Origin of the sequence: Streptomyces viridosporus T7A (assembly GCF_008704515.1) — a bacterium.
Classification (GTDB): domain Bacteria; phylum Actinomycetota; class Actinomycetes; order Streptomycetales; family Streptomycetaceae; genus Streptomyces; species Streptomyces viridosporus.
The window spans coordinates 6,985,308-6,998,931 of the sequence record NZ_CP023700.1; the positions used below are offsets into that span (position 1 = coordinate 6,985,308).

At 74.8% G+C, this 13,624-nt stretch carries 12 protein-coding genes and 1 pseudogene; 6 read left to right on the forward strand and 7 right to left on the reverse strand.

Annotation, left to right across the window (positions count from 1 at the left end):
• Positions 1–324 precede the first annotated feature (324 nt).
• A complete protein-coding gene (locus tag CP969_RS31910) occupies positions 325–1,662 on the forward strand; it encodes a 6-phospho-beta-glucosidase (RefSeq protein ID WP_016823726.1) in 1,338 nt (445 codons plus the stop codon).
• 299 nt (positions 1,663–1,961) lie between these two features.
• On the opposite strand, the gene CP969_RS31915 is transcribed toward CP969_RS31910, so the two are convergent.
• Positions 1,962–3,122, reverse strand: a complete 1,161-nt coding sequence (locus CP969_RS31915; protein ID WP_150474994.1) for an ATP-grasp domain-containing protein — start codon at positions 3,120–3,122, stop codon at positions 1,962–1,964.
• 302 nt (positions 3,123–3,424) lie between these two features.
• Here CP969_RS31915 and CP969_RS31920 point away from each other — a divergent pair, with 302 nt between their 5' ends.
• Complete coding sequence (locus CP969_RS31920) at positions 3,425–4,285, forward strand: metallophosphoesterase family protein (RefSeq protein WP_016823724.1); 861 nt, start codon at positions 3,425–3,427, stop codon at positions 4,283–4,285.
• The gene (locus CP969_RS31925; RefSeq protein ID WP_016823723.1) at positions 4,282–4,959 is read left to right on the forward strand and encodes a 4'-phosphopantetheinyl transferase family protein; all 678 of its coding nucleotides are present in this window, start codon (positions 4,282–4,284) and stop codon (positions 4,957–4,959) included. Before CP969_RS31920 ends, CP969_RS31925 begins: the two co-directional genes overlap by 4 nt.
• 28 nt (positions 4,960–4,987) lie before the next feature.
• Here CP969_RS31925 and CP969_RS31930 read toward each other — a convergent pair whose 3' ends face one another.
• The 3 genes from CP969_RS31930 to CP969_RS31940 all read right to left on the reverse strand — a co-directional run bounded on the left by CP969_RS31930 (position 4,988) and on the right by CP969_RS31940 (position 6,664).
• Positions 4,988–5,224, reverse strand: coding sequence for a hypothetical protein (locus CP969_RS31930; protein ID WP_016823722.1), 237 nt, complete (start codon positions 5,222–5,224; stop codon positions 4,988–4,990).
• 213 nt (positions 5,225–5,437) lie between these two features.
• Positions 5,438–5,977, reverse strand: a complete 540-nt coding sequence (locus CP969_RS31935; RefSeq protein WP_016823721.1) for a hypothetical protein — start codon at positions 5,975–5,977, stop codon at positions 5,438–5,440.
• A gap of 30 nt (positions 5,978–6,007) precedes the next feature.
• Positions 6,008–6,664, reverse strand: a complete 657-nt coding sequence (locus tag CP969_RS31940; RefSeq protein ID WP_004980713.1) for a helix-turn-helix domain-containing protein — start codon at positions 6,662–6,664, stop codon at positions 6,008–6,010.
• Positions 6,665–6,886: 222 nt separating this feature from the next.
• Between CP969_RS31940 and CP969_RS31945 the strand changes: the two genes are divergently transcribed.
• Complete coding sequence (locus tag CP969_RS31945; protein WP_004980711.1) at positions 6,887–7,546, forward strand: MmyB family transcriptional regulator; 660 nt, start codon at positions 6,887–6,889, stop codon at positions 7,544–7,546.
• A 57-nt stretch (positions 7,547–7,603) separates the two neighbouring features.
• Here CP969_RS31945 and CP969_RS33350 read toward each other — a convergent pair whose 3' ends face one another.
• On the reverse strand, positions 7,604–7,741 hold the full coding sequence (locus CP969_RS33350) for a hypothetical protein (protein ID WP_016823719.1): 138 nt from the start codon (positions 7,739–7,741) through the stop codon (positions 7,604–7,606).
• Positions 7,738–8,559 (reverse strand): phosphatase PAP2 family protein, encoded by an 822-nt coding sequence (locus CP969_RS31950; RefSeq protein ID WP_016823718.1) that lies wholly within the window; start codon positions 8,557–8,559, stop codon positions 7,738–7,740. The genes CP969_RS33350 and CP969_RS31950 overlap by 4 nt, the downstream gene beginning before the upstream one ends.
• 255 nt (positions 8,560–8,814) lie before the next feature.
• Here CP969_RS31950 and CP969_RS31955 point away from each other — a divergent pair, with 255 nt between their 5' ends.
• Complete coding sequence (locus tag CP969_RS31955) at positions 8,815–9,429, forward strand: TetR/AcrR family transcriptional regulator (RefSeq protein WP_004980707.1); 615 nt, start codon at positions 8,815–8,817, stop codon at positions 9,427–9,429.
• A gap of 142 nt (positions 9,430–9,571) precedes the next feature.
• Here CP969_RS31955 and CP969_RS31960 read toward each other — a convergent pair whose 3' ends face one another.
• The gene (locus CP969_RS31960; RefSeq protein ID WP_016823717.1) at positions 9,572–10,528 is read right to left on the reverse strand and encodes a DUF2510 domain-containing protein; all 957 of its coding nucleotides are present in this window, start codon (positions 10,526–10,528) and stop codon (positions 9,572–9,574) included.
• 327 nt (positions 10,529–10,855) lie between these two features.
• Here CP969_RS31960 and CP969_RS31965 point away from each other — a divergent pair.
• Positions 10,856–13,539: pseudogene (locus tag CP969_RS31965) on the forward strand (ATP-binding protein).
• The last annotated feature ends 85 nt before the right edge of the window (positions 13,540–13,624 follow it).

Sequence of the window (13,624 nt, forward strand, 5' to 3'; positions counted from 1 at the left end):
CACGGAGCGGGCGGTCACGGCCGGCTGTCTCCCGGTGCGCCGGGTCGGCGGCGGGCGGTGCGCGGCCGTCGGGCCGTCGGGCCGTCGTCCACGGGGCCCGTGCGAGCGTCGGGGCGCGGTGGCTCCCGGGTCGGTCGCGCGGCCACCGCGGCGCCCGGCCGCCCGGCCCGCACCCGTCGGTGCGTGCCGGATCCGGGCCGGTCCGCGCCGGGGGCCGCGGACGCGCCGGTGCGTCGGGCGCCGCGGGTAAGGTCGTCGAGGTGCCGGTCGCCAGCACTCCCGGTCCGGGCCGGTGACCGGGCGGTACCGCGGAAGGGTGCAGAGGTGAGGCTGACGATTCTGGGCGGCGGGGGATTCCGCGTGCCGCTGGTGTACGGGGCACTGCTCGGGGACCGCGCCGAGGGGCGGGTGACCCGGGTCGTGCTGCACGATCCGGACGCCGGCCGGCTGCGGGCGATCACCCGCGTCCTGGCCGAGCAGGCCGACGGCGTGCCCGACGCCCCGCAGGTCACCGCCACCACGGACCTCGACGAGGCGCTGCGCGGCGCCGACTTCGTCTTCTCCGCCCTCCGCGTCGGCGGCCTGGAGGGCCGGGCGCACGACGAACGGATCGCGCTCGCCGAGGGCGTGCTCGGCCAGGAGACGGTCGGTGCGGGCGGCATCGCCTACGGCCTGCGCACCGTGCCCGTCGCCGTCGACATCGCCCGGCGGGTGGCCCGTCTCGCCCCCGACGCCTGGGTCATCAACTTCACCAACCCCGCCGGCCTGGTCACCGAGGCCATGTCCCGCCACCTCGGCGACCGCGTCATCGGCATCTGCGACTCACCGGTGGGCCTCGGCCGCCGCATCGCCCGGGTGCTCGGCGTGCGCCCCGAGGAGGCGTGGATCGACTACGCCGGCCTCAACCACCTCGGCTGGGTGCGCTCGGTGCGCGTCGCCGGCCGCGACGAGCTCCCGCGCCTGCTCGCCGACCCCGCACTGCTCGGCTCGTTCGAGGAGGGCAGGCTCTTCGGCGCCGACTGGCTGCGCTCCCTGGGCGCGATCCCCAACGAGTACCTGCACTACTACTACTTCACCCGTGAGGCCGTACGGTCCGCCCGGCGGGCCGAGCGGACCCGGGGGGCCTTCCTGCTGGACCAGCAGGCCCGGTTCTACGCCGGGACGGGCGATCCCGGCGTCCCCGCGCTGGAGCTGTGGAACCGCACCCGCGCCGAACGCGAAGCCACCTACATGGCCGAGAACCGCGAGACCGCAGGCGCCGGGGACCGCGAGGAGGAGGACCTGTCCGGCGGCTACGAGAAGGTGGCCCTCGCCCTGATGCGGGCCATCGCCCGCGACGAGCGCACCACCCTGATCCTCAACGTCCGCAACCGCGGCGCCCTCGCGCCGCTGGACGCGGAGGCCGTCGTCGAGCTCCCCTGCCGGGTGGACGCCGGCGGCGCGCACCCCGTGCCCGCCGACCCGCTGCCCGACCACGCCACCGGCCTGGTGTGCGCGGTCAAGGCGGCCGAGCGCGAGGTGCTCGCCGCCGCCGGGTCCGGTTCCCGCGCCACGGCGCTCAAGGCGTTCGCGCTGCACCCGCTCGTCGACTCCGTGAACGTGGCCCGCCGGCTCGTGGACGGCTACACCGCCGTCCACCCCGGCCTCTCCTACCTCACGTGACCTCGCGCGGGAGAACCCGCTTCGGGTCGGCCGGTCGCCCCCCGTGACAGCGGCCGACCGACCCGAGCCCCCCGGTTCCCCCGTATCCCCCGTGCTTCCCCCGTGTTCCCCCCCGTCCGGCGGATTCCCCCGTGCCCCCCGTGCTTTCCCCCGCCCGGCGGATTCCCCCGTCCTCCTACACCGTTAAGAGCACGCGACCCGGCGCCTGATACACCCCGCGCGAAAAATTCCCCGGAAAAAATCCGGCCCCCGCACGGCGACCGTGCCGGGGCCGGTCCCGGACGCGGGACGCCGGGGCCTCAGGCGGGCGCCCCGGCCGCGGTGTCCGCGGCGGAGGCGCCCAGCCGGCCCGGGGCCGCCGTCCTCGGCTCCACGGGCGCCGCCGGGGCCGGTACGGCGCCCAGTGCGGCCGCTTCGGCGCGCTGCCGCGGCAACGGCACGGGGCGCAGCGGGCGCGGCCCGGACACCACCGTGTAGTCCTGGCCCAGGAACGGCGGTGCCATCTCGCCCGGGTCCTCCCCGAGCGCCAGTCGCACGGCGGCCCACGGGACGTTCAGCCCGCACAGCGACAGCTGGTGCAGACCGCCCGCCGGCCGGGTGTTGACGTCCATGAGCACGGGCTGCTCGCCGAGCATCCGGAACTGGATGTTGGACAGGTGGTGCAGCCCGAAGCCCTCCGCGATCCGCCGGGCCGGCTCCAGCCACTGCTCGTGCAGCGTGAAGCCCCGGCGGCGGCCGTTCTTGGTGCGGCCGACCGCCAGCCGGATCCGGTTGTCGGGGCCGGTGAGGCAGTCCACCGACACCTCGGGCTGTTCGAGCCGCGGCATCACCAGCCAGTCCACCGGCTCGTCCGCCTGCCGGAGCGCGTCCAGCACCAGGTCGAACGGCACGTACGGACTCGGGAAACCGCTCAGCTGGGTGAGCGAGAAGGGCGCCCGTGTGATCACGCGGAAACCCACCCCGCCCGCGCCGGACGCCGGCTTGAAGCAGGCTCGGTACCCCTGGCCCTCCAACTCCTCGACGGCCGCGACGAGTTCGTCGGCGGACCGGACCCGCCACCACGGCGGCACGGGCACCCCGATCGACTGCACCGCTTCGTAGGCGACCACCTTGTCCTGGAAGAGGGCCACCGCCTCGGGCGGCGGCGCCAGCAGCGCCGTGCCGACCGCCTCGAACTCGGCGCGGTGCGCGACGATCGCCGACTGGTGCAGCCGGGGCACGAACACGTCGATGCCCCGCCGCGCGCACTGGGCGAGCGCGTACTCGACGTACGCGGCCGGGGACAGGCCCTCGGGTTCCGGTGCGGCGGTGTCGGCGGCGGCCAGCACGGGGGAGTCGGGATCGCCGTGGGTGGCGTGGATCTCGACGGCCCGGTCGCCGGGATTCCTCCTCAGCTGATCGATGAAGAACACGTTCTCCGCGTACGTGCGGTTGAGCCAGACGCGTACGCGAGAGGCCATGCAGGCCGCCTTTCACGGGGTGCGGGCAGGGCTGGGCGGCCCGTTGCCCGGGCAGGACGTATGGAGGGTCACCGAACCGCCCCGTGCGAAGGGCATCTCCTGGCGGTGGTGTCGGGCAGATCATACGACTTCCGCGGGCGGCCTCGTGCACCGCGCGGATGACGGAGCCGCACGGGCACCGCCGCCGCGGCACGCGCCCGGGAAAACCCCCGCCGGTGGTGCGCGCGACGGTGGTTCGTCCTTGTTCCAGGGGCACGGATGTGATCTCGTGGTGTCGTTCGTGACCGCTGAGGGGGCGACGGATGACGGCTGGGACCGGTGGCGGCGGAAGCCTGTGGGCCATCAGCGACCTGCACATCGGCTACGACGAGAACCGCGCCCTGGTCGAACGGTTGCGGCCCGAGTCGGACGAGGACTGGCTGCTGGTGGCCGGTGACGTGGCGGAGACCGTGGAGGACGTCCGCTGGGCCCTCAAGACCCTCTCCGGCCGGTTCGCCCGGGTCGTCTGGGTGCCCGGCAACCACGAGCTGTGGACCCATCCGAGCGACGCCGTCACCCTGCGCGGCGCCGCCCGCTACGAGCACCTCGTCGAGCAGTGCCGCGAACTGGGTGTGACCACGCCCGAGGACCCCTATCCGGTCTGGGAGGGCCCCGGTGGCCCGGTGGCCGTCGTCCCGCTGTTCCTGCTGTACGACTACTCGTTCCTGCCGGCCGGGTGCGCCACCAAGGACGAGGGACTGGCGTACGCGCACGGCACCGGCGTCGTCTGCACCGACGAGCACCTGCTGCACCCCGACCCGTACCCGAGCCGGGAGGCCTGGTGCCGGGCCCGGGTCGCCGAGAGCGAACGCCGGCTCGCCGCACTGCCCGACGGCCTCCCCCTCGTCCTCGTCAACCACTATCCGCTGCACCGGCACCCGACGGACGTCCTGTGGTACCCGGAGTTCGCCATGTGGTGCGGCACCACGCTGACCGACGACTGGCACCGCAGGTTCGACGTCCACACCGTGGTCTACGGCCACCTCCACATCCCGCGGACCACCTGGCAGGACGGCGTCCGCTTCGAGGAGGTGTCGGTGGGCTACCCCCGCGAGTGGCGCAAGCGGAAGCAGCCGCCGGGCCGGCCGCGTCGGATCGTGCCCCGGGAGGACGGCAGCCGGTGATCGAGGAACTGCTGCCGCGGACGGTGGTCGTCGTGGAGGCCTACGGCGACGACGGCGCCGACGCCCCGCTGTACCCCGAGGAGGCGGCGCTGCTGACCCGGGCGGTGCCCAAGCGCCGCCGGGAGTTCACCGCCGTACGCTCCTGCGCCCGCCGCGCCATGCGGAAGCTCGGTGTGCCCGCACGGCCCGTGCTTCCCGGTGAGCGGGGGGCTCCGGTCTGGCCGGACGGGCTGACCGGCAGCATGACCCACTGCGAGGGCTACTGCGCCGCCGCTCTCGTCCGCACCGCCGACCTGGCCTCCCTCGGCATCGACGCCGAGACGCACGGGCCGCTGCCCGAGGGCGTCCTGGCCTCCGTGTCCCTGCCGGGGGAGGCGGCGCGGATCGGGCGGCTGTCCGCGGAGCGGCCCGCGGTGCACTGGGACCGGCTGCTGTTCAGCGCCAAGGAGTCCGTCTACAAGGCGTGGTTCCCGCTCACCGGGGAGTGGCTGGACTTCCACGAGGCCGACATCGACCTCTTCACCGACCCCGGCGAGCGGACCCGCGGCGGCTTCCGGGCCGCGCTCCTCGTCCCCGGCCCCCGGGTGGGCGACCGCCGCCTCGACCACTTCGACGGCCGCTGGACCGCCGAGGGGGGACTGGTCGCGACGGCGGTCGCGGTGCCGCACGGCTGACCGCACCGCGCACCGGGGCACGCCGCGGTCACGGCTCGGGGCACCAGTCCCGCACCATGCGGAAGAACTCCTCCTCGGCGCCGGTCAGCCCCGCCCGGGCCAGGGCGGCCTCCGCCTCGGCGAGGACGGCGGGCGGCACGATCGGGGGCCGCGGCGAGGACGGCGGCCCGGCCGGCGCGTCGAAGGTGGCGCGCACCGTGTGCAGCAGCCGCAGATAGGCCTGGACGGCGGTGCGCTCGCGGTCGGTCAGTACGGCGGTGGGCATCGCTCGCTCTCCCCGTGTCGTGGTCATGGGTCCCGCGCCCCGTACAAAAGGGGACGCACCCCCAGCTTGCCGCCCACCACTGACAATCGGGTTCCGCCGCATTCCGGTTCGCCCACCCGGCGGAGAAGGACGGCGGGGGGAAGCGGGGGAGAGGGACTCGCGCGCCGGAGTGCGGGAGCGGCGCGCCCGCCCGCCGTGACCGCGGGCGCCGCCTCAGCCCTGAGGGCCCAGGTAGCCCAGCGACGCCTCGATCCGGCCCGCCAGGTGATCCCGCTGCACCGGTCCCCGCAGCGACGAACCGGCGAGCCACGTACGGCACTTGCTGGCGAGCAGCAGACCGAAGGCCTCGGCCTCCTTCTCGTCGGCCAGGTCGAAGCGGGTGCGTGCGGCGACCCCCAGGACGGTCGCCCGCAGGGCCTCCTCGTCGACCTCCTCGCCGAGTAAGCGCGTCGCGACCTCGGTGCCCTGGACGTGGTGGCCGCAGTGCCCGGCCTTCATGTGCCACAGTTCGTGGCCCAGGATCACCAACTGGTGGTCGGGGGCCGTACGTTCCTCGACCACGACGAGGTCCCGGTCCGCCATGTCGAGCCACAGCCCGCTCGCGGTCCCCGGCGGGAACGCGGCCGTACGGAACTGCACGGGCCGGCCGCGGCGCCTGCTCATCGCCTCGCACAGGGCGGCGTACAGATCGGCGGGCCGTGCCGGGACGGGAAGCGTCAGCTCCGCCACCAACTCACCGCACAGGCGGCGCATTTCCCTACCGATGCCCACAGTTCTCCCCGGTCACGACTCGGGCCGCTGGACGTTCTCCAGGAGCATGTCCAGCCACTCCGCGACCTTGTCGCGGTGCTGGTCGGTGGGCAGTTGCGCGGCCCGCCACGCGATCCCGCGCACCCCGTGATCCTGCAGCAGCCGCTCCAGCGGGTCCTCGGCGGCCGCGGCCGCCGCCCGCTCGCGGTCCGCGAGCTTCTGCAGCAGCTCCTGCTCGGTGTGCTGGAGCGCGCTCGCGAGTGCTTCGGGATCCTCGGCGGTGAGGAAACCGGCGTGCACCCGGAAGAACCGCTGGATGGCGTCGCAGTGCTCCATGGTGGGGCGCCGGTCGCCGTTGATCAGGGCACCGGCCTGCTGCCGGGACATGCCCGCGCCGTCGGCGATCTCCTGCTGCGTGTACTTGCGGCCGTTCGGTTTCAGCCGGGTGCGGCGCAGCAGGTCCAGCCGCTGCACGAAACGGGCCTGCACATCGGGCTCGCCCGCGGGCCGGCCGCTCAGCAGTGCCTTGACCACGGATTCCGGGACACCGGAGGCGACGGACAGCCGGCCGACGTCGAAGACCTCGGCGTGCGGTACGCCGAGCCGGTCGGCGAGTGCGGTGACGCGGGCGACGACGGCCGGCAGCGCGGTCGTCGGCGCGGTGTCCGGACCCTCGAAGCCACCCGTCACCGACAGATCTCCTACGTCTCTCACAGGCTTCTCACAACGGTTGCCGTGAACTTCACGGAGACTAGCCGGTGGTTCGAACTCACATCCAGGTCTCGCCACAACTGTGGCCAATTTCGGCCGTCAACCGGCATGAAATGCCACGATAGTTGACACGCCGCGCGTCGGGGCAGCAGGATCGGGGCGCCGCGTCAGGGCCGCACAGGCAAGAGGGGTGACCTCCCGATGACTTATCAGGCAGGAGGGCAGCGGCCGGCACCGCGGCCCGCCCCCGAGACTCCCGAGACCCGGGCCTATCTGGCGGACTACGCCGTGTTCCTCGAAGCCGTGCCCTTCCCCTCCCTGGTGATCGACCACCGCTGGGACGTGCTGCTGACCAACAGTGCTTTCCGGACACTTTTTCGAGATGTCGAACCGCATCCGACGGCCCTGCCGACCGACAACTTCCTCCGGTTCGTCCTCTTCCACCCGGACGCCGCCACGGTCCTCGGCGACCACGAGTCCAGCTGGTGCCTGCCGATGCTGGCCCACTTCGCCCAGGCCGTCGAGCGGTACGGACACGACCGCGGGCTGCAGGCCATCCGTCGTGACATCGCCCAGGACCCGATCATGGAGGCCGCCTACCGGCACGGCCTGCCGCACTGGCTGAGGGCCGTCGGCGAGCAGGCCGCCGAACACGACGGCGCGGTACGGCCACTGCTGCACCCCGACCCGCGCTGGGGTGCCACCGACTGCCGGATCCTCGCGGAGACCACCAGGACCCTGGCGGGCATGGACTGCACCCGGCTGACGCTGGTCCTGCACGAGGCGCGCCGCACCCCCACCGGGAACCGCAGGGCCCGCCGCGCCGCCTCCCACCTCCGGGTGGTGCCGGCCGCCGACTGAGCGGCACGGGCCGGGCGGCGGCGCGGTCCAGTGGGGCGGAGGCGCGCCCGACCACCGTCAGGCGCCGTCGGCCGGCAGTCGCCGCACACCGGTCCCGGAGGTCCACGAGGTCGGGCGCTCCGGGACGACCGCCGCGGCGGCGCGGGCGACGGCCGGGACCGGGGACGGCGGGACGGCCACGAGGACGCCGCTCATCGGACCGTCCCCACCAGCGCCTCGTCCCGCGCCGGCGCGTGCCGCGCCCGCACCCGTCCGTGTTCCGGGCGGGTGCCGGCCGCCGCGGGGCGCGGCCGGCGCAGCACGGCGAGCGCCAGACCGAGCAGGGCCGCCGCGACGAGTGCGTCCAGCCAGAAGTGGTTCGCCGTGCCCACGATCACCAGCAGCGTGAGCAGCGGGTGCAGCGACCACAGCCACCGCCATCGCGAGCGGGTGGCGACGACCAGGCCGACCGCCACCATCAGCGCCCAGCCGAAGTGCAGCGAGGGCATCGCCGCGAACTGGTTCGACAACTGGTCGGTCTGCGGCGGACCGTAGACCGACGGCCCGTACACCCGCGCGGTGTCCACCAGGCCCGTGGCGGCGAGCATCCGCGGCGGGGCGAGCGGGAACACCAGGTGCAGCACCAGCGCGGCGGCGGTGACCGCGGCCAGCGCCCGGCGCGCCCAGGTGTAGTGCGCCGGGCGGCGCAGATGGAGCCAGATCAGGAAGGCCGCGGTGGCCGGGAAGTGGACGGCCGCGTAGTAGGTGTTCGCGAGCTGCACGAGGCCGTCCGCGTGCAGCAGCAGGGACTGCACCGCGCCCTCGTCGGGCAGGCGCAGCGCGCGCTCCAGGCGCCACACGTCGTGCCCGTTGCGCCGTGCCTCGGCGGCGTGGCCGGTCGCCAGCCACCGGCCGGCCTTGTAGGCGAGGAAGAGCCCCGCGACGAGCAGGAGCTCCCGGACGAGCGGCGGGCGTGCCGACCCGCCGGATCCCGAGGGCTCCGGCTCGTCGCGGGCGTTCGTTCCCCGGCTCATTCCCGGCCCTTTCGCCGACGGTGGTGCTGTCGTGGTGCTGACGGAACCGCCGCGCCGGCTCGTGGCCCGGCCCGGCTCGTCGCCGCGTGCGGGTACCGGTCCTCATCGATACGGGTCCGTACCGATACCGCAGTGTACCGATACGGGAGCGTATCGGTACACTGGCGTATCGATCGACATGGGACACACTGGAGCACGCACCCCCGGGGCGGCGCATCCACCGCTCGGGAGACGAAGGGCAAGGGAGCGCAACCGATGACGTCGCAGGCCGCGGACCGACCCGAAACGGTCGGCACCTCGCGCCGCTCCAAGATCACGCCCGAGCGGGAACAGGAGTTCTTCGACGCCGTACTGCACCAGATCCGCGAGTGCGGTTACGACGCCGTCACCATGGACGGGATCGCCGCCAGCACGCGGTGCAGCAAGTCCACGCTCTACCGGCAGTGGCGGACCAAGCCGCGGTTCGTCGCCGCGGCGCTGCGCGCCAACCGGCAGGCCCGGTTGGCCGGCATCGACACCGGGACGCTCGCCGGGGACCTGCGCGAGGCCGCGCGGTGCGCGGGGCAGTGGTCGGTGAAGGACACCACGCTGCTCCAGGCGCTCGGGCACGCGGTCCTGCAGGACCGGGAACTGGCCCGGGCGCTGCGCGAGGCGCTGGTCGAGCCGGAGGTCGCCGCGCTGCGGGAGATCATCCGGCGCGGTGTCGAGCGCGGCGAGATCGCGGCCGGAACCCCCGCGCTGGAGTACGTCCCGGCCCAGATCTTCGGCGTGCTGCGGGCCCGGCCCGTCCTGGAGGGGAGGAACGCCGACCCGGACTATCTGCTCCGGTTCGTGGAGGCCGCCGTACTGCCGGCCCTCGGCCTCCGATGAGACCCGGGCCGCCGTCCACGGGATGACCGGGCGGCGGACCGGCCGCGCCGCACCGTGGGGACGGGGGCGGCGCGCACCCCCCGGCCGGGTGGGGCGCTCCTTGAGCGGAGGGGCGCCCCACCCGGCCGTCACGGGTTCGCGGTCAGACGTCCCGCCCGTTGCCGCCGCCCGACGACGCCTCGATGCCCTCGGTGATCTCGTCGAGGACGGACTGCGTCTGGTCGGTGTCCACGCCGAAGCGGACCACGACGATCTGCCGCGGCTGCGCGGGGGAGGGGAAGGCCAGCGACTGCACGTACCCGTCGGAGCCCTTGCTGGTGACCGCCTTCCAGCGCACCAGGTAGCCCTTCTGCCCGGCCACGGTCACCGCCTTGGAGGCCAGCACCTCGTGCGAGGTGATCCTTCCGTAGGCGTCGCCGCCGTAGGACTCCTCGGCGTTCGCGGAGATGTCCGCCTTGGCGACCTCCTCGGCGGTGGAGCCGCGCGTGCCGAGCGCCGGGGCCGGCGCCGAGTACGCCCCGCCCTTGGTGCAGGACTTGGAGGTGTTGCCGGGGCAGTCGTACGCGTCCTTCGACATCACCTGGGCGCCCACCGGGAGCTCCTGGCCGTACCAGCCGTCCGGGACGGGCAGGCTGATCCCGCTCAGCCCGTCGGTCACCGACCCGCTCTCGATCCGCGGCGGCTCGGAGCCGTCCGGTCCCGGGCTCTCGCCGTCCCGTCCGTCCGACTCCTGGGCGGCCGCGGAGCCGCCGCCCCCGCCGCCGTCGGCCAGCGCGTACACGCCGACCCCGATGCTCGCCAGCACGGCGACGGCCGCGGCGACGGCTATCCCGGTCCGCACACCGCGTCCCCGGCCGGACGGCGCCTGCCCGGGATGTGCCGGGTAGGCCGGGTAGGCCGGGTGGGCCGGATGTGCCGGAGGGGCCGGATGCGCCGGCCCGGCCGCGCCGCCCGACGCCGGGGGACCCCAGCCGGCGGCCGTCCCCGCCGGACGGACCTGGTCCGTCCAGGCCCTGCCGTCCCACCAGCGCTCGGTGGGCGGTCCGTCATTCTGCTGTCCGGGGTCGGGGTACCACCCGGGAGGAGTCACCTGCGTCATGCCCCCACCGTATGAGGCGTCGGTGAAAGTCGGATGAGAGAGATCCGTCATAGGCCCCGCGGGCCCGTGCGGAGCGCCCGGCGGCACCGTCCGCCCCGGCGCGCCGACCGCACCGCCACCGTGCCCGCGCTCGTCCCGTTTTCGCCATTTCCCTTTATTATTAAGGGTGTTGACCGACGAGACCCAGGTGGAAGGCGAAGCGCGTCGACCCCTCGCCCCCGGTGTCACCCGTCACGGCAACACCTGCCCCGAGCGGCCACCGCCGGAGCGGTCGGAGGACTACGCTCAAGCCCTGTACGTCGTTCGGGCGACTGGGGAGGTAGCGGGATGACGGAGGTAGGGCCCACGGCCGCCGCCTCGGCTTCCCTGTGGGAGCGCGACGAGGAGATCGCCGCCCTCGCACAGGCGGTCGACACCCTGTGTGCGGACCGCTCCTCGCCCGGCAGCCTGCGGGTGCTCCGCGGCGAGGCGGGTCTCGGCAAGACCGCGCTGCTGGGCGAGACCCGGCGCATCGCCGAACAGCGCGGCTGCACCGTGTGGTCCGCCCGCGGCGGCGAGACCCTGCGCTCCGTCCCCTTCAACGTCCTGCGCCAACTCCTCCAGCCCGCCCTCGTGTCGATGCTGCCGGAGGAGGCCCGCGAGTACCTCGGCGACTGGTACGACATCGCCGGCCCCGCCCTCGGCATAGCGGAGCCCGGCGACCGGCAGGCCGACCCGCAGGGCGTGTGCGAGGGACTGATCGCCGCGGTGCGCCGGCTGGCCCGCCGGGACTGGCCGCTGGTGCTGCTGATCGACGACGCCCACTGGGCCGACCAGGAGACCCTGTACTGGCTCGCCTCCTTCGCCGAACGCCTGGCGGACCTGTCCGTCCTCGTCGTGGTCGCCCGCCGGCCCGGCGACGTCTCCGGAACGAGCGCCCGCCACCTGGACGCCGTCGCCGCCGCGGCCGACCACCCCGTCACCACGCTGAGCGCCCTCACCCCGGCCGCCACGGCCGGGCTCACCCGCGCCACCCTGGGCGAGAACGCCGACGCCGCGTTCTGCCGCGAGGTGTGGGCCGTCACCGGCGGCAACCCCTACGAGACCGTCGAACTGCTCGCCAAGGTCCAGGACAGCGAACTCGAGCCCGTCGAGGCCCACGCCGGCGAACTGCGCGCTCCGCCCGCGGCGGCGGCCTCGTCGCCCGCCTCGAGCTCCTCGGCATAGACGCCACCCGGTTCGCCTGGGCCGCCGCCATCCTCGGCTCCGACATCACCGTCGACCTGGTGGCCCGGCTCGCCACCCTCGACCACGACGACGCCGTCCGCTGCGCCGAACTCCTGCGCACCGCCCGCATCCTCACCACCTCCGACCCCTCCACCGGCCGCGCCGGACCCGACGACCTCGAGTTCGTCCACCCGCTGATCGCCACCGCCGTCTACAACTCCATCCCCGACGCCCTGCGCCGCGCCATGCACGGCATCGCCGCCCGGATCGTCACCGACTCCGGGCGCGGCGCCGCGGCGGCCGCCCGCCACCTCCTCGAAGTGCATCCGGACGACGACGAGGAACTCGTCGGGCAACTGCGCGACGCCGCCCGCGAACACCTCGCCGTCGGCGCTCCGGACGCCGCCCGCCGCTGCCTGGAACGCGCCCTGGAGGAACCACCGCGCCCCGAGGTCCACGCGCAGGTGCTCTACGAACTGGGCTGCGCCACCTTCCTCACCGCACCCGCCCGGACCATAGGCCACCTGCGGACCGCGCTCGGCATGCCCGGCCTCGACGGCGAGCGGCGGGTGGACGCCGTGGTCCGGCTCTCCCAGGCGCTCCTGCACAACGACCAGATGGAGGAGGCCGTCCGCACCGTCGAGGCGGAGGCCGTCCGGCTCGGCTCCGGCCCCGCCCACCTGCGGCTGCGGGCCGTGCAGTTCATGTGGGAGGGTATCCACGCCGGTGAGACCACCTCCCCCGGCCGCTCCGAGCGCCTGGCCGAACTCGCCGCCACCTGCACCGGCCGGGACAACTCCGAACGCGCGCTGCTCATCCTGCGCGGCTTCGACGCCATGATGCGCGGCGAGAACGCCGAGGAGGTCGTCGAACTCTGCGACCGCGCCCTCGTCAACGGCCGCCTCGCCCCCGGTCTCGGCTGGACCGACTCCGAGTGGGGCGTCGAACTGCTGCTGATGCTCACCAGCGCCTACGCCTACACCGACCGCCTCGACCGCGCGGAAAGCCTCTGCAACGAGGCCCTGCGCGCCTACGAGACCGCCGGCTGGAGCGGCGGCCACCTCGTCCTGGCCCACGCCTACGTGGGCCTCGCGCACCGCAGGCGGGGCCGGCTGGAGGCCGCGGAGCAGTCGCTGCGCAGGTCCCTGAGCCTCGCCGAACGCGTCGGCCGCGGACTGCCCCTCTACTGGACGGTGACCAGCAACCTCGTCGACACCCTGCTCGCCCGCGGCCACGTCGACGAGGCCTGGGCGGTGGCCGAACGGCACGGCTTCGCACCGCCCTACCCGTCCACCGTCGTCCTGCCCGACCTGCGCTCCGTGCGCGGTCGGCTGCTGCTCGCCGCCGGCCGCACCGAGGAGGGCGTCGACGAGCTGGAGGCGGCCCGGAAGGCGGCGGACGCCCGCGGCCACCACAACCCGGTCCACGTGTTCGGGGCCGCCGACCTCGCCCGCGCCCTCGCCACCGAGGATCCCGCCCGTGCCGCCCGGCTCGCCGTCGACGTCCGCCGGCGGGCCGAGCGCTTCGGCACGGACACCGCCGTGGGAGAGGCCCTGCGCGTCGCCGCCGCCCTGGAGACCGGCCGGCGCGCGGTCCGCCTGGCCGCCCAGGCGGTCGGATACCTGGAGTCCTCGCCCTGCCAGTACGAACACGCCGCGGCCCGCGTCGAGTACGGCATCCTCGCCCGCTCCGGTCCCGACCTCGAGCGGGGCCTCGCGCTGGCGCGTTCCTGCGGGGCGGACGGCCTGGCGGCCCGCGCCCTGGCCGCGCTGGGGGCGGGTGCCGGACACGTGCCGTCGCGGTGATCCGCGGCGCCGGGCCCGCCGGGAGCGACGGCCCGCCCAGGGCCGCCCTCCGTGGGTCGGCTCCGTCGTGCGTCACCCCTTGTAC

Coding starts and splice junctions, on each gene's coding strand:
- CP969_RS31920 (WP_016823724.1), top strand. CDS start 3,425: ATGACGGCTGGGACCGGTGGCGGCGGAAGCCTGTGGGCCATCAGCGAC.
- CP969_RS31935 (WP_016823721.1), bottom strand. CDS start 5,977: ATGCGCCGCCTGTGCGGTGAGTTGGTGGCGGAGCTGACGCTTCCCGTC.
- CP969_RS31945 (WP_004980711.1), top strand. CDS start 6,887: ATGACTTATCAGGCAGGAGGGCAGCGGCCGGCACCGCGGCCCGCCCCC.
- CP969_RS31915 (WP_150474994.1), bottom strand. CDS start 3,122: ATGGCCTCTCGCGTACGCGTCTGGCTCAACCGCACGTACGCGGAGAAC.
- CP969_RS31960 (WP_016823717.1), bottom strand. CDS start 10,528: ATGACGCAGGTGACTCCTCCCGGGTGGTACCCCGACCCCGGACAGCAG.
- CP969_RS31955 (WP_004980707.1), top strand. CDS start 8,815: ATGACGTCGCAGGCCGCGGACCGACCCGAAACGGTCGGCACCTCGCGC.
- CP969_RS33350 (WP_016823719.1), bottom strand. CDS start 7,741: ATGAGCGGCGTCCTCGTGGCCGTCCCGCCGTCCCCGGTCCCGGCCGTC.
- CP969_RS31950 (WP_016823718.1), bottom strand. CDS start 8,559: ATGAGCCGGGGAACGAACGCCCGCGACGAGCCGGAGCCCTCGGGATCC.
- CP969_RS31930 (WP_016823722.1), bottom strand. CDS start 5,224: ATGCCCACCGCCGTACTGACCGACCGCGAGCGCACCGCCGTCCAGGCC.